This is a genomic window from Acetobacter indonesiensis (assembly GCF_000963945.1).
Taxonomy (GTDB): domain Bacteria; phylum Pseudomonadota; class Alphaproteobacteria; order Acetobacterales; family Acetobacteraceae; genus Acetobacter; species Acetobacter indonesiensis.
In genome coordinates this window covers 26,075-46,945 of record NZ_BAMW01000082.1, presented here as the reverse complement: position 1 = coordinate 46,945, position 20,871 = coordinate 26,075, and the positions used below count along the sequence as shown (strand labels likewise).

The 20,871-nt window shown below is 54.4% G+C and carries 13 protein-coding genes and 1 riboswitch; of the genes, 5 read left to right on the top strand and 8 right to left on the bottom strand.

All coding sequences use genetic code 11. The features are described from left to right. Positions 1 to 146 precede the first annotated feature (146 nt). From Abin_RS14595 to Abin_RS14565, 7 genes are all read right to left on the bottom strand, one after another. Positions 147 to 1,703 (bottom strand): cobyric acid synthase, encoded by a 1,557-nt coding sequence (locus Abin_RS14595; RefSeq protein WP_048848235.1) that lies wholly within the window; start codon positions 1,701 to 1,703, stop codon positions 147 to 149. Between the two features lie 14 nt (positions 1,704 to 1,717). Beyond that, positions 1,718 to 2,344 carry a cob(I)yrinic acid a,c-diamide adenosyltransferase gene (gene cobO, locus Abin_RS14590; protein ID WP_048848233.1) on the bottom strand — a complete coding sequence of 209 codons (627 nt, stop codon included), beginning with the start codon at positions 2,342 to 2,344 and terminating at the stop codon, positions 1,718 to 1,720. A 40-nt stretch (positions 2,345 to 2,384) separates the two neighbouring features. Beyond that, complete coding sequence (locus tag Abin_RS14585) at positions 2,385 to 2,972, bottom strand: histidine phosphatase family protein (protein ID WP_048848231.1); 588 nt, start codon at positions 2,970 to 2,972, stop codon at positions 2,385 to 2,387. Positions 2,973 to 3,121: 149 nt separating this feature from the next. After that, positions 3,122 to 4,459 (bottom strand): cobyrinate a,c-diamide synthase, encoded by a 1,338-nt coding sequence (locus tag Abin_RS14580; RefSeq protein WP_048848229.1) that lies wholly within the window; start codon positions 4,457 to 4,459, stop codon positions 3,122 to 3,124. Next, a complete protein-coding gene (gene cobN / locus Abin_RS14575) occupies positions 4,456 to 8,070 on the bottom strand; it encodes a cobaltochelatase subunit CobN (protein ID WP_084593683.1) in 3,615 nt (1,204 codons plus the stop codon). Before cobN ends, Abin_RS14580 begins: the two co-directional genes overlap by 4 nt. Positions 8,071 to 8,109: 39 nt before the next feature. Continuing rightward, the gene (cobW, locus tag Abin_RS14570) at positions 8,110 to 9,159 is read right to left on the bottom strand and encodes a cobalamin biosynthesis protein CobW (RefSeq protein ID WP_048848227.1); all 1,050 of its coding nucleotides are present in this window, start codon (positions 9,157 to 9,159) and stop codon (positions 8,110 to 8,112) included. 3 nt (positions 9,160 to 9,162) lie between these two features. After that, on the bottom strand, positions 9,163 to 9,639 hold the full coding sequence (locus tag Abin_RS14565; protein WP_048848225.1) for a DUF1636 family protein: 477 nt from the start codon (positions 9,637 to 9,639) through the stop codon (positions 9,163 to 9,165). Between the two features lie 178 nt (positions 9,640 to 9,817). Beyond that, positions 9,818 to 10,078: riboswitch (cobalamin riboswitch) on the bottom strand. A gap of 355 nt (positions 10,079 to 10,433) precedes the next feature. Between Abin_RS14565 and Abin_RS14560 the strand changes: the two genes are divergently transcribed. From Abin_RS14560 to Abin_RS14550, 3 genes are read left to right on the top strand one after another with little or no spacing between them, the layout of a single operon-like run. Next, positions 10,434 to 13,637, top strand: a complete 3,204-nt coding sequence (locus tag Abin_RS14560; RefSeq protein WP_048848223.1) for an efflux RND transporter permease subunit — start codon at positions 10,434 to 10,436, stop codon at positions 13,635 to 13,637. Next, a complete protein-coding gene (locus Abin_RS14555) occupies positions 13,637 to 14,830 on the top strand; it encodes an efflux RND transporter periplasmic adaptor subunit (RefSeq protein WP_048848221.1) in 1,194 nt (397 codons plus the stop codon). Before Abin_RS14560 ends, Abin_RS14555 begins: the two co-directional genes overlap by 1 nt. Continuing rightward, positions 14,827 to 16,512 carry an efflux transporter outer membrane subunit gene (locus Abin_RS14550; protein ID WP_084593682.1) on the top strand — a complete coding sequence of 562 codons (1,686 nt, stop codon included), beginning with the start codon at positions 14,827 to 14,829 and terminating at the stop codon, positions 16,510 to 16,512. Before Abin_RS14555 ends, Abin_RS14550 begins: the two co-directional genes overlap by 4 nt. A 143-nt stretch (positions 16,513 to 16,655) precedes the next feature. On the opposite strand, the gene Abin_RS14545 is transcribed toward Abin_RS14550, so the two are convergent. Then, complete coding sequence (locus Abin_RS14545) at positions 16,656 to 18,026, bottom strand: MFS transporter (RefSeq protein WP_255319347.1); 1,371 nt, start codon at positions 18,024 to 18,026, stop codon at positions 16,656 to 16,658. A gap of 118 nt (positions 18,027 to 18,144) precedes the next feature. Between Abin_RS14545 and Abin_RS14540 the strand changes: the two genes are divergently transcribed. Both Abin_RS14540 and Abin_RS14535 read left to right on the top strand, forming a co-directional pair. Further along, a complete protein-coding gene (locus tag Abin_RS14540; RefSeq protein WP_084593681.1) occupies positions 18,145 to 18,618 on the top strand; it encodes a MarR family winged helix-turn-helix transcriptional regulator in 474 nt (157 codons plus the stop codon). Positions 18,619 to 18,641: 23 nt separating this feature from the next. After that, positions 18,642 to 20,870: an FUSC family protein gene (locus Abin_RS14535; RefSeq protein ID WP_048848220.1), complete on the top strand. Its 2,229-nt coding sequence runs from the start codon at positions 18,642 to 18,644 to the stop codon at positions 20,868 to 20,870. The last annotated feature ends 1 nt before the right edge of the window (position 20,871 follow it).

Here is a 20,871-nt window from a genome sequence, read left to right as displayed (position 1 = left end):
TAACTATGCCAACATCATACCCTTTTTTATGGGTTTATTTGATTTACCCGAAGCCAAAATAATGTGGCTGTTTCAGGGAATAAAGCGTCCTGCTTTCAAACGCTCAAACACGTCAAAAAAAGAATGCGGCGTATACTGATGGAAAACTAACTATAGACTAGGAGTTTTTGTGCCAGAGCAAGCAACGCATCAAGATCAAGATGCGTTTCCAGATGATCAGCTAACGCATCAAGCGCTTTCTCTATGGTCACATCGTAAGAGGAATGGACTAAAATTTTCTGGCCAGATATCTCTCGCTGACTCCAAAAGCCGTCAGGTGCAAAATCCATTCCGCCAGCACGCTGCAAAAGCGCCAGCCGTGCAGATCGGTTTGTAAAAACACCATGAAGGTAGGTGCCATATATATGGCCATTTTCTGAAATAGCCCCTTCCGGTTCATTATCCAGCACTAATAATGGCCGCTTACGGTCTTGCCCGGATGTTTCGCCTATGTGCATTTCGTATCCATGCACCGGGATAGAGGTATTGGCTAAAAAGCCTTTTTTCTCTTCTAATGTTTTTTCGTTATGCAATATTGTTTCAACAGAAAGAAAGTCCAAGCCCGCGCTTTCCCCAGCATTACCCTCTATACCAGCCCAATCTGCAATGCTTTTGCCTAACATCTGGTAGCCACCGCACAGACCCATAATGTGTCCACCACGCTGAACATGGGCTACCAAAGCCTTATCCCACCCTTCAGATCGTAAACAGGCGAGGTCAGAAAGCGTCCCTTTAGAACCGGGGAGAATCACCAGATCACACTCCGGGAATGGTTCGCCGCGCATGACTGGCAGAAGCTCTACACCCGGTTCAGACCGCAGTGGGTCAAGGTCATCAAAATTGGCAATAAGAGGCAAAATGGGAACCGCAACACGCAGACGGTTAGGGCATTTACTTATGCCGGTTATTGTCTTTTCATCAGGTTTTTGAAAATAATTAGATGCAAAAGTTGTTTTTAACTCAGCCGCATCTTCCGCCGGCAGTTGCCTGACTGCGGGCAGGTCTGGCACGACCCCCAAAGGCAACCACCCCGTACGGTCTGCTATAAACGCCATTCCATCTTCAAATAATGTGGTATCACCGCGCATTTTATTCACAATAAACGCTTTTATTTTCTCAGCATCTTCTTTTGCCACCACGACCTGTGTACCAACCAGACTGGCAATAACCCCGCCGCGGTCTATATCACCCACCAGCACAACAGGGGCATTGACCGCTTGGGCAAACCCCATATTGGCAATATCATTTGCCCGGAGGTTTACTTCAGAAGCAGAACCAGCGCCTTCAACCAGAATCAGATCAGCACGTTCAGCCAGTCTATAAAAACTTTCCAGAACAGCCGGTAACAGCTTATTTTTTTCTTTCTGATACGCCCGAGCCGCCACTGTATTCAGTTTGCGCCCCTGCACGATTAATTGGGCACCCGTTTCCCCCTGCGGCTTTAACAGAACAGGGTTCATATCCGTTTCAGGTTGCACACCACAGGCACGGGCCTGTAACGCTTGCGCCCGGCCTATCTCTCCACCATCTTGGGTAACGGCTGCATTGTTCGACATATTTTGGGGTTTGAATGGCAGAACCCTTAACCCACGCCGCGTGTAAGCCCGTGCCAACCCTGCCACCAGAGTGGATTTACCGACACTTGACCCTGTTCCCTGCACCATGAGCACCCGTGCGCTCAAAATTCCACCCCTTGCTGTGCTTTAACACCGTTTTTGAAATGATGTTTCACTAGCGCCATTTCAGTAACAAGGTCCGCGGCCTCTATCAGTTCCGGCTTCGCGTTGCGCCCGGTGATAACCACATGCTGTCCCGCTGCACGGGCGGCAATGTCTGCCAGAACCTGTGTAACTGGCAGATAGTCATAACGTAGCGCAATATTCAGTTCATCCAGCACCACAAGGGCGACATCCGGGCGTGCGAGGGCTGCTTTAGCCACGGCCCATGCCCGTTCACAGGCAGCGATATCGCGTGTGCGATCCTGTGTTTCCCATGTAAAGCCTTCGCCCAGAGCATGCCATTCGACCAGATCTTCAAACCGCTCCAGTGCATGCCGCTCGCCTGTATCCCATGCGCCTTTAATAAACTGCACCACCACAACGCGGCGTCCATACCCCAGTGTGCGTAACAAAAGCCCAAAAGCAGCCGTCGATTTTCCCTTACCTGGGCCGGTATTAACCATTAGCAGGCCCTTTTCGATGGATTTCGACGCGACCTCCTGATCTTGCACGGCTTTCCGTTTCTGCATTTTTTCCCGGTGGCGGGTCTGTTCATTCTGCTGCGGGTTTGAAGAACGCTCTGTCATGGAAAATATTTTCTTACTAATCGGTCTGTCATGGAAAACTCTATTCTGCTGCCTGCAGGGTTGTGACAGAGATGCTGTGCTGCTGTGGCACCATGAACAACCGGGCTGACCCCTGTGGCATAGACGGGGCCAGAAGTTCAGGCTGCCTGCCCCCGGCCAAAGCACTTAAAACCCGCAACGGCCCACCATGAGACAACACGCATGCCGGAACACCCGCCTGTTTTACGTCTTGCCAAAAAGCCCGCGCCCGCTGGCTTAATGCCATTCCACTCTCGCCACCCGGTGGCGCAAAGCCCGCAGGGTCAGCCGCCCACTCATCCAACTGGGTACGGCTTATGTCATGCCAGTTCATACCCTCCCAGTGGCCGAAATCAATTTCAGCCAGCCGGTCATCAATTTTCAGTTCCATGCCAGTAGCGGCTGCCAGTTTATGGGCCATTTCACGGCACCGTCTGGCGGGCGAGCTATAAAGAACGCGGCAAACCGCCCCCTGTGCCAAAACCGCCAACCCGGAAGCCAGTCCCTCCCACCCGGGGCGCAGCGCAACATCCTGACGCCCATAGCAAACGCCGTCCGGTAATTGTACCGGCGCATGACGGACCAACAAAACAGGGAAAGACTGTGCCATTTTTCTCTCCTTGGGCTTTCAGACCCGCCTTAGACAAAATTGTCTGACACGACCCAGCGTCAGACTACCTTACGGGCACACAACGCAGGATCATACCCATAGGGTCCCTGTTTTTTGGCAAAGCCGTTATGAAGCAGAATGGCATCACGTCACGCCTCTGTGTTGACGCGTGCCAGAACATGAAAAAACGAGCCTGAAACCAGACCACGCCTACCGCCACATGCGCCTAATGGTGTGCCGTCCCCTGCTCGTAAGTCCGCAAGCGGCAGGTCGTCACCCGCATCCAGCACCGATGCATAATGGAATTCATGCCCGCGCAAACGGGTGCCTGCTTTACCCACGGCACAATCTGCTACCAACGTCGCTTCACGATAACCAAGATGCAGCTTACGCTTTGCAAAAGACGTCTGGTGGCCAAGCAGCCCGGTCATGGCGTGAACGGTACCATCAGCATCTTCCAGAGCCCCCCCCAGCACCATAAAGCCCCCACATTCCCCATGCACAGGGTGTTTTTGTGCAAAGGAACGCAAACCGGCATGAAAGTTTTGTGACTGCGCCAATCGGCCAGCATGCAGTTCAGGGTATCCACCGGGTAACCAGCAGACATCGCAGGACGGATCCGGCGCTTCATCAGCCAAAGGTGAAAACGGCAGTAATTCTGCCCCTGTCTGACGCCAGAACAACGACAGATGCCCATACAGAAACGAAAACGCATCATCATCCGCCACGGCAATCCGTTGACCGGGTGGGGGCACAAAGGCCGCCGCACTTTGGTCAACCACAGAAGCCAAATCTGGTAATACGGTTGCAGCAGCCAAAATGGCGTCCAAGTCTAGTTCCTGTTCTGCCTTGTCTGCCAGTTTTTCCAGCCAGTCTGCCAATCCTCCGTGCTCACGCGCCTGCACCAACCCTAGGTGACGCTCGGGCAAAGGGGTTCCGGCCTGACGCATCAAGGTGCCAAACACTGGCAGACCGGCCGCTGTAATCGCGCCTTCTGTCAGGCCCGCGTGCCGAGCAGAAGCCACTCTATTCACAACAACACCCGCAATGTGCACATCAGGCTGCCATGTTGCAAAGCCCTTTGCGATAGGGCCAACAGATTGCCCCTGCCCTGAAACATCCAGCACCAGAACAACAGGAATACCAAAACCGGCCGCAATATCCGCCGGTGAGCCCCGCGCCCCTTTGGGCTCCACCAGACCATCGAACAGGCCCATGGCAGATTCCACAATCACCACGTCCACATCCTGCTGGGCCGCCTGCATTGTTGCGCCGAGCAACGCGGGCGGCATACACCAGCTATCCAGATTCAGTCCTGGCCGCCCCGTAATAGCAGCGTGAAAAGCGGGATCAATATAATCCGGGCCTGTTTTTGCCGCCCCAACCCGCAAGCCACGCCGTTTCAGAGCTGCTAAAAGGGCGAGTGTCACCGTTGTCTTGCCACCACCTGAACGCGGGGCAGCCACCATAATGGCGCGTGCAGTCATGGGGCCACCGTTCTGTTTTTCTGTTTTGCCGTATCAGAAGCTAGGGGTTGCTTCTGCGCGGATGTCTCTAAGGTGTGGATCACGCTGTTGCTTTTGGGGTGCCACAGCCCCCGCTGCCACGCGTCAACAAAACGACGACACATTGCAGCACGGGCGGCTGGGTTGGTGTCTTGCAAAAAAGCATCACACTCTTCGTTCCCGAGGGTGGCCGAAAAAACCAGGTCAAACTGCTGATCAAATCGTTCTGGCAGAGTAGCGGCAAAGCCGTGTAGCGCATCCAGCCCACGCGCCAGTTCCGCCGCACCGGCATAGCCGTGCCGCTGCATACCCTTTATCCAGCGGGGGTTAGCCAGCCTGCCCCTTACAACGCGAGCGACCTCCTGTGCCGTGGCACGAAGTTTTGGGGCTTCAGGTCGCGATGTATCCCCATGCCATTGCGCAGGTTGGCCACCCGCAACCGCTGCCGCAGCGGCCAGACCGCCTTCATGCGCAGCATTGTCGGGGCTTTCCAGCATGTCTGTTTCCGCATGATCCTGCACATGCAGGATGGCATTGGCTTGGCCCAGAAGGCTGGCCAACGTGTCTGCATCCTGTTGTCCATCCCGGCCACCTCCATAAGTCCATGCTGACCCATCCAGCCACGCGTGACCCAGATCAGCCTGCGTCTGCCACCCACCCTGCTGCAGAGATTTTTCTACGCCTGTGCCATATGTGCCTGATGCCGCACCAAATATGCGGGCCGATGCCCGTATGCGTGCTTCCCCTTCAAGCCCCTTCACAGCCGCAGCCAAAGGGTTCCATTCGAGCGGTTCATCACGGGCCGCAACGGCAGAGACAACCTGATCAAACAAAGCAATCTGATCCGGGAAGGCATCGCGGAACAGGCCCGAAATACGAAGTGTGACATCTACACGGGAGCGATCAAGCACGGGCAGAGGAATAATTTCAAAGCCGCTGACATGCCCCGTACCCGCAGCGCGCTGCACCGTAACCCCCATAAGTCGCAGGGCCAGCGCCATGTCCTCGCCGCCCGTGCGCAAACTGGCTGCCCCCCATAAATCCATGACCAGATGGGTCAGAGGCTCACCTTGTTCCTGAAGGTTCCGGGTTAACAGCAGCTTTTCCATTTTAGCTGCCAGCAGCATGGCAGACGGCGTGGGCAGCGCGCGTGGGTCAATCGTGAACAGGTTGCGCCCGGTTGGCAGCACATCGACACGCCCCCGTGTCGGGGCACCAGCCGGACCAGCGGCCACAAACCGTCCCGCCAAGGCATCGCCTAAAGCGTTGGCTTCTGCGGAAGAACTGGCCGCAATCTTTCTTTCTATCTCTAACCTTTTTACTAAATAATCAGGCTGTGACTCTGGCGAACACTCACTCCCTGAACAGGCCTGTTCAATGGCATCCACCAATGCCTTTGCTTTAGGTGCGGGTTTTCCAAAAATATGTAAACCATCGCGTATTTGCAGGTCTTTTACATCACACAAATACGCATCCAGCCGCGCCAATGCTTCGGCTTCATCCTCATCACCGGGGCGCACACCGCTTTCTGACAGCAAGCCGGTGCGGGCAGCTTGATTGAGGATATCCTTACGCAGCAAAGCACCGCGTCTGGGGTCAAGGCCGTCTGCCTCGGCATATTCATCAATCAGGCGTTCCAGGACCTGCATGTCTGCTGACAGTTCGGCCTGCATGACGGGCGGCGTCATGTGCCCGATGATAACAGCCCCCAGTCGGCGTTTAGCTGCTGCGGCTTCACCCGGATTATTTACAATAAACGGGTAAATTACAGGCATGGCCCCCGTCAAAGCCGCCGCCGCGCAGGAAGGAGACAATGCTGCGGCTTTTCCCGGTAACCATTCAAGAGTGCCGTGGGTGCCCAAATGCACCAGTGCATCACACCGCCAAACATGCTGGAGCCACAAATAAAAAGCGATATAGGCGTGGCACGGCGGGCTATCCGGGTCATGATACAGCGCCTTCCGCTCTGCACTGGCTGCCCGGTCAGGCTGCACAGCAACCATCACGTTTCCGAGTTTTAAAACACGCAGACAGAACTGAGTATTCTGGACAGCACGATCCTGCTCCGGCTCGCCCCATGCGGCATGGACTTTTGCCATCAGGCTATCATCCAGTTTTGCCGTCAGTTTTTTATAGTCTTCGACCGATAGCAGGCTTTGAACCGGTGCATCTGTGAGGGCTTTTGTGAGGTCTTTCTGGTTGGGGAGCGCACCGGACCCCAGTGAATAATTCTCCTGTTTTAAATTCGTTAGAATAGAGTGAAGGCTTGCAAAAGCATCCAGCCCCACGGCATGGGCGACATGCCCGCTCTCCTGCTGCAATCCGGCTCCGGGGTAATCTGACACCACAATCGCAAGTCGTTTTTCATCAGCAGGCAGTTTCCGCAATCGTATCCATGCCAGCGCACGGGCGGCTGTCTGCTCTATACCCGGCAGATAAGGCTCGCGGCGGCCCGGTTGGCCTGTCTGCACCTCTTCACGAAAGGAAAGTGGAAGGGTTGCAATAGATCCATCAAGTTCTGGTAGCACAACCTGCATGGCCAAGTCAGAACGCGACAGGCCGCGAGGGCTGCGCGCCCACACCGCGTATGTTGCATTGGGTTGCAACAGTTGCAGAATAGGTGTGCCGATACTGGTTAATGGAGAGATACCGTTCTGATTTTTTGAAGAAAACACTGTCCCATTAAGAATAATATCCGGCTGTGTTGTGTGCAGAAACCCAGCAATACCCGATGCAACTGCCGCATCTTTCAGGGATGTGACAAACAGCAGATCAACCGTGCAGCCCTGCGCCGCCAGATAATCTGCCAGAGCATCCAGTGCCGCACAGTCACTGACCAGAAGATGAGCGCGATAAAAAACCAGAACAGCCCGCGCTGTGGCACCCTCTGGCAAATCAGGAACAGCAAACGCTTTGGCCGCATCAGCAGGGAATGCAACAACTGAGCGCGCCTGCACGGTACGATACAGACCCCATGAGGGAAGGTCTGCTGGTTGGTCTGCCGCATCGTCATTAAGCCCGGCCACGGCACCCATAAGACGCAGCGCCTTCATCATATTCTGGGGGCCACCGTGACGGAAAAAACCGGTTAGTCTGGACCGTATTTCAGCCGACACTGTTGAGAGAGCAGCCAATGCTCCTTCATCGTCCATAGCAGGGCTGGCGTAATCGCCGATTGCAGCAGGGTCACGCGCGATAGCCTGAGCGCCCTGGGTCTGAACACAGTCACCGGGAAGCAGGGCCAATGGCACTTTGTGCTCGCGGCACCATGCTGCCAGTTCTTCAGCCCCATAGCGCCAATATTCCACCCCCCCCAGTAACCGAACGACCACACACCGCGCTTTTTCAAGCGTGGTCTCCAGATACAGATCAACCGACATCGGGTGTCGCAGTCGGGCCAGATGCGTGACCTGCAAGCTGGGGAGTGTCTGACCGTCTTCAGCATCCGCTTGCAAGCGGGCGTGGGCGTATCGCAGCCCTAACAGATCGCTCTCAGTGAAAGAGAGGACCACCAGATCAGCCGATGGCAGGCCGAGGTCTTCTGCCTCGTCCTGCTCATCAATCGTGCGATTTTCCCGAACCAGCAAATGCATGAAACTGCCTGACCCTACTTGACGCCCCGTGCTTTCCTATCAGGCAGTTTTCGCCAGTTCGGACTTGATGGCCGCTTCCTTCAGACCCTTCTGGCCAATCACCACAATTCGTCCGGTCCGGTCTTCTCCTGCCTGAAGCGGGCGATCAAATTCATGCCGGAACCGCACACCCACCCCCTGCACAGCCAGACGCATGGGTTTACCCGCCACTGCGGCAAAGCCTTTCATACGCAGCACGTCATATTTGCGCGCAACATCCTGCAAAATGGTCAGAAACTCTTCCACGCTGTTCTGTTCTGGCACTGTGGCGACAAAGCTTTCAAAATCATCGTGCTCATGGTCACCATCTTCTGCATCATGATGCGACGGGCGAGAGTCCAGATCGGCCTCTGCTTCTGCGCCAACACCCAGCAGCACAGCAGGGTCAACCTTGCCTTCGCTGGCCCGCAAAATCTGCAAAGGCCGAGGAACCAGCTTCTGAATCTGTTTTTCCACAGCATCCAGTGCCGCAGCATCCAGCAGGTCTGTCTTGTTCAGCACAATCAGATCGGCCGCATTTAACTGGTCTTCAAATACCTCGGCCAACGGATTGTCATGATCAAGCGACGGGTCAGCTTCGCGCTGTTTGGCCACGGCTTCCGGGTCATCCGCAAAACGGCCTGAAGCCACTGCGGGGGCGTCAAGCACGGTTACCACGCCATCTACCGTCATGCGCCCACGCACCGTCGGCCAGCCAAAGGCTTTCAGCAACGGTTTGGGCAGCGCCAGACCGGATGTTTCAATCACAACGTGTTCGGGTGGGTCTGCCCGATCAAGCAAGGCTTCCATGGTGGGTAGAAAGTCATCTGCTACGGTGCAACACAGGCAGCCATTGGTCAGTTCGACAATATCATCATCACGGCAACCTTCTATCCCGCACCCGCGCAGAATATCGCCATCAATGCCTAGTGACCCAAATTCGTTTACCACAACGGCAATACGGTGGCCCTGCGCTTTTTGCAGAATATGGCGCAGCAGGGTGGTTTTCCCGGCCCCCAGAAAACCTGTGATGATGGTGACCGGAACCCTACGGGTAGAAGCAGCACTCATGACTTATTCCTGTTCTTGGTAAAGTGATGCAGGCACGCGCCCAAGCACCATATCAGAAAGCGAGGCCGGACGCCGCGATGGCATGACAGTCCCTTTTTTAGAGGCTGCATAGAGACGGGCATACACAAGCAGGTCTTCCGCCTTTTCTGGCCCCAGATGGCCTAAAAGCCACGTCCAGTGGCCGTGCATGGCAATAGCGGCTGTGCAGCCCCGGTCACAGGCCGCCAGACATTGGACTGGTTTTACAATTACCGGAATTTCTCGCGTGACACCGTCAGCCCCCGCAATTCCACCATCGCAATACTGTGAACCGTCAGGATGTGCCTCTTCCTGCGCCAGAAGCGCAACCAGCCGGTCATAAAGTTGCGCACCCGGCGGCGTATCCATGGCAGGGCCGCCGCGACGACACGTCACACAGATATGCACAACTGGCAGAACTTGCTGCGTATCGGCCACCAAAGGAGGAGTATCTGACAGCATACCGGTTCCTGTTACGGCATGGTTCAACACAAGAACCCATGCAGGCCGGGGCGCAGAAAACAGGGCTTTCTCCAACATGGGATGAAAGCATACGTGACAGGTCACGCATCGTCACACATCCGGGCACCCCGCCAGACGCAACACCTTGATGAACTCACAACACGGCATGACACATGGGTCACACATCATGCTGATGGCAGGTCTCCTGGCTTGTGCCGGGCCAGACACGCCCGACCCATCTGGGTTTGGGCGGCTGGCAACATTACCCCCCTTCCCAGACGGATGGCCCGGTGGTGTGTGAGACCCGCCCAAGGGGGCTTCACAGGGTAATGGTTTCACGCACTTACAGTTGCGGGGGCAGCGACGGACTGGCGGTTTGGGCCGCGCACCGTTCTTCCCTTTTCATCCCTTGCGGGACACCATCGGCTGAACATTGGCCACAGATTGCATCATTCTTCAAGACCCAAACCACGCCGTGCGACAAAGGTCACGCGGTGACATACACGACCCAATGTCTGGTTCCCTACTATTATCGCCTGCCTGCGTAAGCTGGCCGCGAACGCATGACCACACCTATTTTGTCGGATCATTAGCAGGCACCCAGACGCGCGCACAAACACAAGCACAAAAAAACATAAGGAGATTCCCTAAATAGAAATTTATATCGTATTGTTTTTAAAAAGAATTTTCATAAAACAGTTTTTAACGCGATAATATTTTTTTTAAAAGATTTCTGCATAACCGCAATTCTATCGTGCGCTGAATTCCACCGACCCCAGCAAGGAAGGAAACGCATGAATGCCATCGTTGTGACGGCGCTGAAGCGACCTTACACATTTATTGTCTTGTCGCTGCTTATTCTCGCTTTTGGTGTGCTGTCCCTTTTCAATGCCCCGACCGATGTGTTTCCGAATATCCGGATTCCCGTCGTATCCGTGGTCTGGACATACGGTGGCATGCTGCCTGAAGAATTTGCTGGCCGTATCACCTATAATTACGAACTGGCCGTAACCTCCACCGTGGAGGGTATCGAACACATGGAAAGCAGCTCCTATTATGGTAGGAGCATCGTCAACATCTACTTCCAGCCCGGCACGGATATTGGGGAAGCCGAAGCTGAAGTCACAGCAATTTCGCAAACGGTTATCAAACAGCTACCGGATAACATTCCAGCCCCCATGGTCATGCGGCTGGAAGCATCGTCTGTTCCGGTTCTGGCACTTCAGATTACGTCTGAAAAACAGACACCATCTGATCTGTATAAAATCGCCATGACGCGTATTCGGCCAATTCTGGTAACGGTGCCAGGTGCGGTTCTCCCGCATCCTTATGGCGGGATGGACAGCTTTATTATGGTTGCCCTGAACCAGAAGCAGTTACAAGCACATCATCTTTCCGCAATGGACGTGCAGAATGCACTGCGTAAACAGAACATCGTTCTACCGGCAGGTGACCAAAAGATAGCCACAACAGACTGGATGGTTCAGACCAACGCCACCCCACGGTCCATGAAGGAACTAGGTGATATTCCGGTAAAACGTGTTGGTAATGCCGTTATTTATGTGCACGACGTCGCGCAGGTTTACCGTGGCGGGCATCCACAGACCAACCTTGTTCTGGTTCAGGGACGGCAAGGTGTGGAAGTTGTTGTCATGAAAAGTGGTGATGCTTCCACGTTGGATGTTGTGGCGCACACCAAGGAGCTTCTGCCACGTATCCAGAAACTTGTTCCCCCTGACGTGCATATTTCCATTCTGAGTGATGCGTCTATTTTTGTGAAAGACGCCATTAAGGATGTGGTGCGTGAAATGGTAACGGCCGCCATTCTGACAGGGCTTGTGGTTCTGCTGTTTCTTGGGTCATGGCGTTCCACCCTTATTATCGCCACATCCATTCCACTTGCCATTCTCACGGCGATTATCTGCCTTCTGCTATCAGGGCAGACCATCAATGTCATGACGCTTGGTGGCCTGGCGCTGGCGGTCGGGATTTTGGTGGATGACGCCACCGTCATGATTGAAAACATTGATACCCATCTTGAGGAAGGCAAAGCGCTAGAGCCCGCAATTATTGATGCAGCCAACCAGATTGTGGTGCCAACACTGGTCTCCACCTTGTGTATCTGCATTGTATGGACACCCCTTTTCCGGTTAAGCGGCGTTGCAGGCTGGCTGTTCATGCCAATGGCAGAAGCCATTGTTTATGCCATGCTGGCATCCTTCATTCTGTCGCGCACCCTGGTTCCGACCATGGCCAAATATCTTCTGGCTGGGCAGGTTCACCCCGGTTTGCACAGTGACGAACATCTTGCCCTACCCAAAGGTTTTCTGGGGCGTTTTCAGAACAAGTTTGAACACGCATTCCATAATTTCCGCGCCAGCTATGGTCGTCTGCTTGAACGTATCATTGCGCGACGTGGCGTGTTTGCCTTAGGCTTTCTGGGGGCATCTGTCCTTTCACTGGGCTTGTTCCTGGTATCCGGACAAGATTTTTTCCCCGAAGTGAAATCGGGCATGATGCAGATGCACATGCGCACCCCACTTGGCATGCGTATTGAAACAACAGGCCGTGTCGTTTCTCTGGTTGATGACCGAATTCAGCAAATTCTTCCGGGAAAAGTCTCTGGAATCATCAACAACTGTGGGCTTCCTGAAGGCCCGCATAATCAGGCATTTATCCCGACACCCTCTATCGGCACGCAGGATTGTGACCTGACAATTTCGCTCAAGGATGAGGAATCTCCCGTCTGGACATATCGCAAACTGCTACGCAGCGATTTGTCTGCCAAATTTCCCGGCAGCGTCTTTACCTTCCAGCCTGCAGACCTGACTGAAAAAATACTCAACTTCGGGTCACCAGCACCCATCGACATTCAGGTTTCTGGCCCGGATATCCGTGATAATTACCAATACGCCCGTCTTTTGGTGAACAAACTGCGCGCCATTCCCGGCACGGCAGATGTGGTTATTCAACAGACCATGAAAACGCCAACCTTGTTTGTGCAGGGCAACCGTACGTTTGGTCAGGCAACAGGCATGACAGAAGCGGATATTGCCAACAATGAACTGATGACGCTTTCTGGCAGCCAGACAGTTGACCCGCAATACTGGCTTGACCCGAAAACAGGTATTACGTTTCCGCTTAACGTCTATGTCTCGCAAGATCAGCTGACCCACTATAATGATTTGCTGACCATTCCGGTTGATAAAGGTGATAATGACCCCAAAGGTACGGATATGCAGCTTCTGGGTAGCATCAGCACCGTAACACCTACAGGAACACCGGGGCAGGTCTCCCACTACAATTCCATGCCGGACATTGATGTGTATGTTTCAACTGAAGGTACGGATCTGGGGTCTGTTCTGGCAAAAGTAAAACAGACTATCGCCAGCACAAAAAAAGACCTTCCACAGACAGCGGCTGTCGATATCCGTGGGCAAGCCGTTACCATGCACGGGGCGTATGTTGAACTGATTGCCGGTCTGGTTGTTTCTATCGTGCTGATCTACATGCTGATTGTTATCAACTTCCAGTCATGGATTGATCCTTTCATTATTATTTCTGCACTGCCGGGGGCCCTGGCAGGGATTGCCTGGAGCCTGTTCCTGACCCAGACACGTCTTTCCGTGCCGGCTTTGACGGGTGCCATCATGTGCATGGGCACAGCGACAGCAAATTCCATTCTGGTCGTCTCATTCGCCAAGGAGCGTTTTGGCCTGCACGGTAACGCGCTTGTTGCCGCAGTCGAGGCCGGGTTTGGACGCATCCGCCCGGTTATCATGACAGCTTCTGCCATGGTGATTGGTATGGTGCCTATGGCAACCAGTAATTCGCAGAATGCGCCACTGGGGAAGGCAGTTATCGGAGGGCTGATTCTGGCAACAGTTTCAACACTTCTTTTTGTGCCGTGTGTTTATGCAATTTTTCACAAGAACTCTCATACAAAAAACCATACCCCGTCTGAAGCGGGCCATGAAATTGGGCAGGAGGCCGTCTGATGTCCACAGTTACAAAAAAACGTCTGTTTGTCGGCTCCCTGTTGTGTGTGCTTGTCGGCTATGTGGTGTATCTGGAACTACAGCACCTGCATAATCAGGTCACCTTGCAGGCTGATGCAACGCATGCAAGTGTCCCGGATGTGGCTGTGGTACAGCCCAAGCCTGCACCATCCACCCTTGCCATGACACTGCCGGGAAATATCAACGCCTGGTATGAAGCACCCATTTATGCGCAGGTCTCTGGCTATGTGAAAATGTGGTATAAAGACTATGGTGCGCCAGTAAAAAAGGGGGACATTCTGGCCGAAATCAATGCGCCCGGTCTGGACGCGCAATATGCACAGGCTAAGGCCGACCTTCAGGTTGCGCAGGCCAAATATGGACTAGCAACCGTTACGGCTGATCGCTGGCGTTCGATGGGAAAATCGCAGGCTGTATCAGGGCAGTCTGTCTCTGTTCAAAATGCAAATGAACAGTCTGCCCGGGCTGCGTTAGAAGCCGCCCAGCACAATGTGGACCACTATGACGCGCTTGAACGATTCAAAACAATTGTTGCGCCATTTGATGGTGTTGTGACCGCCCGAAACATTAGCGTAGGGGATTATGTTGGTGCTGGCGGGGGCAATCTGAACGCCAATGGCATGGCCAGTGAACTGTTTACCGTGGCAGATACGCATGAGATGCGACTTTTTGTCTCCGTCCCGGAAGTTTTCTCCTACGTTTTGAAGCCCGGTCTGAAAGCACGCGTAACAGTACCGCAGTACCCCAATCAGGTTTTCACTGCCAACTTCCTGACGATTGCCAAGGGCTATGACCCCAACACCCGTACTGCCGTTACTGAATTCACCATTGACAACGCTGACCAGAAATTATGGCCCGGCACCTTTGCCACCGTGTCGCTGTCTGCTCCTGCTGAAGGCGGTGTTTATACAATTCCCACCGGGTCCTTGGTCTTTCAGGAAAAAGGGATGCAGGTTGTCACGGTCGATGCTCAGAACAAGGCACATTATAAAAATATAACTGTCGGTCGTATGTCAGATGCTTATACGGAAGTCGATGCAGGTCTGATTCCGACTGACCATATTATAAACAACCCGCCGGCAGATCTTCTTGAAGGACAGACCGTGCGGTTAAGTGTGCCAGAGAAAGGATATTTAACAACTGCCAGCAATGACGAGGAGGATGACGAATGAGCATTCTCATAACACGCCCCGTTGCACCGGCCCGAAAGAAAGCCTTTGTGCTTACAAAAGATAGTGTTCTTTCAAAAAGAAAACTGTTTCAGACAAACAGTCTGAAGGGAGCAGCACTTGCCACACTCACGGCCCTTAGCGCGTGTGATCTGGCCCCTACCTATCAGGCTCCGCACTTCATTGTGCCTGCGTCCTGGCATGGACAAGGGTTGTTCCATGATGCGCAACCGCAAGAAACTGTCATGCGGTCTAACTGGTGGACGTTATTTACAGACCCAACATTGAACACGCTTGAAGCACAAGCCATGGTTGGTAATGCCGATTTGCAGGCTGCTGCGGAACGCTTCATTCAGGCACGCTCAATTGTTATGGAAGCCCGGTCTGACCTATTGCCGCATTTTGCGCTGGCCTTTGGGTCAAGTAACAACAAAAGCTCGTCTGACAGACTGTTCCGTTACAAGGGGCCCATTACTGCGACCGATGAATTCTACGGCGGCATGGCCAGTTGGGAACCAGATATCTGGTCTTCCATTCGCAACCGTGTGCGGGCCCAGAAATATTATGCGCAGGCACAGGCTGCGCAATATGCCTCTGCCCGGTTGAGTCTACAGGCCGAACTGGCAACTGATTACTTTGCCCTGCGGGGGCTGGATGCCCAGAACGCAATTTATACGCAGTCCATCAGCTATTATCAGCAGGCCCTACGTGTGACGCAAACACGGCTTGATAATCAGGATGCAACCGGCATTGACGTAGCCCGCGCCAAAAACCAGCTTTACATGACACAGGCCCGCCAACTGGATGTTCAGGCCCAGCGCGAAGTGCTGGAACATGCTCTGGCTGTGTTGGTTAACGCGTCACCATCTTCTTTCCACATTCCTGAAGTTGCGCATCAGGATACGGCAGAACCTGTTTTTCCGTTAGGCCTGCCATCTGAACTGCTTCAACGTCGCCCGGATATTGCCGTGGCGGAGCGTGAAATGGCGCAGGCCAACCGGGCTATTGGCATTGCCCGCGCTGCGTTCTACCCGCATGTGTCGTTCAACGCGAATGGGGGTTTTGACGCGAACGGGTTTGATCTGGCCAATCTGGCAAACAGCATGTGGTCTTACGGGGCATCTGTGACCATGCCGTTGTTTGAAGGTGGACTGCGCAGAGCCCAACTTCAACGCACATGGTCAAACTACCGCGAAACCCGTGACCATTATCGCATGGCGGTCTTGTCTGCTTTCAAGGATGTAGAAAACGGCCTGTCCATGACGGCACGGCTTCGGGCCGAAAACACGCGCCTGAAGCAGGCCGTTGATGCCGCCATGCAATCACAGACCTTAACCATGACATTGTATAAAGGCGGCGCGGATGGGTATCTGGATGCACTGATTGCGCAGGTTAATACGCTTGATGCACGTATTGAACAGGCACAGGTGCAGGCCCGTGCGCTTCAGGCCGCAGTTGGCATGGTTCGTGCCTTGGGCGGCGGCTGGAATGACAAACTGCTGCCAACGCCTGACCAGACCATGACGTTTACGGGCTTTCAGTATGAAGGATTGCATCACCCCACGCCGGTCGGGGGTATTGATAGCCCACCCAACCCGGACCAGTATGAAAATCTGACGACCACTGGCCCCGAAATGCCGACAGCACCACCAGAAACAACAAAGTCCGTTTCGACTAACAACTGACGACCTAACTTAAAAATAGGGCCAGACTAAAAAAGTCGGCCCTGTTTTTAAGTGCGTTTGGAATATCTGAAGCCAGCGACCCAACGCAAAAAACTTTATAATCTGACAGGCAGTGCCATACCGGACATAAAAGCAGTCTATCCCTACATGCCATCTGAATGATCATGCAGGTGGGCAGGAAATGCCTGACGACTGAAGAGAACCACCAGCAATGTCAGAATCGTTATGCCGATTGCGGTGGGGGCCAATACACTAACACCGTAAGATGCCAGCAATTTTCCCCCAAAAGCAGATCCCAGCAAAATACCAATATTGCTGGTACTATTCACGGCCGCCCCGGCAATATCAGCGGATGTGGCACGGGTGCGGATTGCCCCTGACATAATGAAGGGAATAACCCCTGCATAACCAGCACACCATACCGCCGCCGCCGCAACCGTCATCAACCCGGAGACCAAGCCACCGCAAAGAAGCGTAATGCCGGCGATCATAACCACACCGGCGCTGAGCAGACCCATGCGCGGGCTTTTATCAACCACCAGCCCTGCCGCCCACAGACCAGACAGGCTACAGGCGCCAATAACAAGCAAATCCACACTGACCGAAGCCTCGGAAAGGCCGTGCGCCATCAACACCGGTGCAATGTAAGTGTACAGCACGTTCTGGGCCAGAAAGAACAAGGCATTGGCTAGAATAGCCTGCACAAAGGCACGCATGGCACCGGGCGCACGCACAATAACCAACGAAGCCGGTTTAGCGGCATGCCCGACCCGCGGCAGATAGGCCGCAATAAACAGCGTAAGAATGGCAGCCAATGCAGCCGCCACCCACAACGCTATTCGCCATCCAGCAAAATGCCCGATAGCGGCGGCACCCGGCACGCCCAGAACACCCCCCAGCGACGCACCGCCAAAAACAATGGAAATAGCCCGCCCCGTCTGGCGTTCTGGCACCAGATGCGCTGCGTAGGCTGAGACCATGGACATCAACAGGGCATGCGACGCACCGCCGATAACCCGCCCCACGCACAGCACGGCAAAGCTGGGCGCAGTTGCTCCGATTACGTTTGTAAGAACGTACCCGCTCAAAGCCGACAGCAGCAGCTTTTTCCGGTCAACCCCAGCCGTAAGCCGGGTAAGCAGTACGGCAATAACTGCAACAATCAGCGCATAGGCGCTAACTGCCAGCCCAACCTGCCCCACCCCCACGCCAAAGGTCCGGGCCATTTCCAGCATCAGGCCAATGGGGGCCAATTCCGTTGTAATGGCGGTAAAGGTTGCGGCGCATAACGCCCCCAGCCCAACCATGGTCTGGGATGAAAATTTCTGAGACACCGTGCGCTCTCCTGCCTTGCGGCTTTCCTGCGTATGATTACAGCCCATTACAGGCGAGCCGCCGTCTTTAAGCCCACGAACACGCAATGCAAGTGATTTAAAAAATACGCGCTTTAGAAGGCCAGCCTGTGCGCAAAGTGCGGCGGCCAAGCCACAGTCATATGGGGATAAAACCGGCACCCCCACTCTCCCTCAAGCGTGACAGGGGCGTGGCGTTGACCCTTAAGGGCGTTCTGTTATATTCGTTTCAATATATTTTTCATGTCAAATATTATGACGCTAACTATGGAGCAGGCCGATGGACGCTCTGCGCAGCTTATGTGCCCTTGATGAAACCCGATTTCGGGATATGGCGCTGACATTTCGTGTCATGCGACTGGCCGCTGCGTGGCGCACGGGGTTGGAGCGCGCTTTACGCCCCCACGGTATGACCGTCGCCCTGATGCGGCCCATGGCCTATCTGATGATGATGCCCGACGGCGCAACCCAGCGTGATTTGGCGGCCGCCATGGATACAGACTGTTCTGCGCTGGTGCGGGTGCTTGATCTGCTTGAAAAAGAAGGCCTGATTTCCCGACAGCCTGATACGCAGGATCGGCGTGCCAAACGGCTGATATTGACAGAAAGCGGGCAGAAAAAATGTGCTGTGTTCCATCAGGTTGCCGCCCAGATGGAACAGACAATGACACAGGATGTCGCCACCGAGGATATCCGATCGCTTATTCAGCAACTTGACCAGCTTCTGGCTGTTCGCCCTGCCTTTTCTGCCTGACTGTTGACCTAAAAAGCACGCCCATGCTGCACACTCTTTCAGCCCTGATCCGTTCACTCCTGCCCGCAACCTTTACCGAGGACGACCGGTGGCGGGCCACCTGCGCCACAGCGGCCTATACCGCCCGTGTTTTTGCGTCGATTGGCATTGCGTTGTTTCTGGCATTTACCTTCCAGCTTCAATCACCCATGAGCGCAGCAACAACCGTACTGATTGTGGCAAACCCGACTGTGGGGGCCATGGTTTCAAAAAGCATGTGGCGCGTGATTGGTACTGTCATAGGGGCCGGAATCAGCGTGGCGGTCATGGCGGCTTTCGTGCAGTCACCCGTGCTTTACTTTGCTGCTTTGGCTTTTTTTGTTGGTCTGGCCTGTATGGTTGCCACGTTTTTACGGCTGTTCCGCGCTTATGCAGCCGTGCTGACAGGCTACACCATTGTCATTGTTTCCTCGCCCGCATTTGCACATCCTGATTCCATTTTTCTGGCCGCAATGGGCCGACTTTCCGCAGTGACAACCGGGGTTGTTGTCACTGCCTTTGTGTTCATGATCACATCCCCGCGTAAACCCACGCAGGTTTTAAGCACATTAGGCGATGCGTTCCGGGAAACCGTGCGTCACGCATTGTCATTTCATGCGGCGGAAAGCACGCGTTCCTCTCCCGCGCAGGCGGCTGATGCCATGGAAGACCAGATGCCGGGTTTGGAAAACACGTCTTCCACACCGGCCTTTCGCGGACTACCGCAACCCCTTTATGATAGCCGGGGCCGTCTGCTGGCCCGCATGACGGGGCTTGGGCCCGCCATCGAATATGCTGCAGCAGATGACCGGGATATGCAGGCCCGTGTAAACCGTCTGCGTGTTGGGTTAAGCCGTCTGACGGGGCTGATTGTCACCTATCATCCTTACTGGCTGAATCTGTCATTGGCTAATGGGGCATCCTGTCAGGTGCATCTGGAAGTTTCAGAAACACTCCGCCAGATTCTGGAACTGACAGAGCGCCCTGACTGGCAGAATGACCCACGCCCAATTTCTGACTGTATTCACAATGCCCTGAAAAAGCTGGCTGTATTGGAACGCCAGAACCCCAGCCCGACTGTTCTGGCATCACTGGACAACACACGCGATGTTCTGGGCCAACTTGATATGGCCCTTAGCGATATCACAACCCGGCGGCCGGGCCGCGCATCTTTCAAAATGGGGACGTATCTGGAATGGCCTATGGCGCTGCGTAACGGCGCACGGGGCACATTTATTGCGTTACTGGCTGGTCTGTTATGGTACGTGCTACACTGGAGCACTGGCCCTATGTTGATGATGTTTGTTGTGGCCGCCTCCAGCCTGCTCTCCACAACGCCGTCTGCCGCAAAAACCAGTCCGCTGATGGCAATGGGTACTGCGTTGGCTATTCCGGCCAGTTTTTTGTGCCATGTGATCGGCTTGCCACGCATTGATGGTTATCCGCTTTTATGGGTGACAGTCTGTGTTTTTCTGCTGCCGGGGGTCTGGTTACAGTTTCATCCGCGCTACAGCATTGGCGCGTTTGGGTACGCCGTGTTTTTTACCATGATGCTGTCTGTCACCAACCCGATTGTGTATGATGACATGACGCTGACCAATAACTGGATGACCATGGCGGCAGCCTGCGTGCTGCTTGTGCTGGTGTTCCGCGTTATTCTGCCAGCCGACCACAGGCTGGATGCAGCACGACTTGTCACATCGCTTACCCGTAGTGTGCAGCAACTGGCCGCAGCGCGGCAGAACAAGCCCATTTTATGGGCTGCGTGGGAAGGCATGCAACTTCAGAAAATCAGCCGTTTGATGATGCGTCTTTCCTTTCTGGATGAAAGTGTGGACCGGAAAGGATATACAGATGCAGCCTTCGCAGCACTGTCCCTTGGACGGCTGATTGTTCGCCTCCGCTGGAATGCAGGCCACACCACGCTGGCACCGTCTGCTCATGAGGCCCTTATGGATGCCCTGAAATCATTCAAGACCTTGCATCAGGCCCCGGAACAGACTGCCGCCAAATTGCGAAATGCTGCCGATATCATCAGCACAGTGCCACACCCGGAAGAAGCCTGCCTGGCGCGGGAACGTGTGGTCTCCTGCCTACAGCAGGCTGCTTACATCATTACGTCCGTTCCCGGCTTTTTCCACCGCTACGGACCGCTTCAGCTTTCTCCTGATATTCCGGGAGCCAATGCAGGCGTCACCGTTGCCGTGCCGCATCGCAATGCGGTGTTCGGATAAC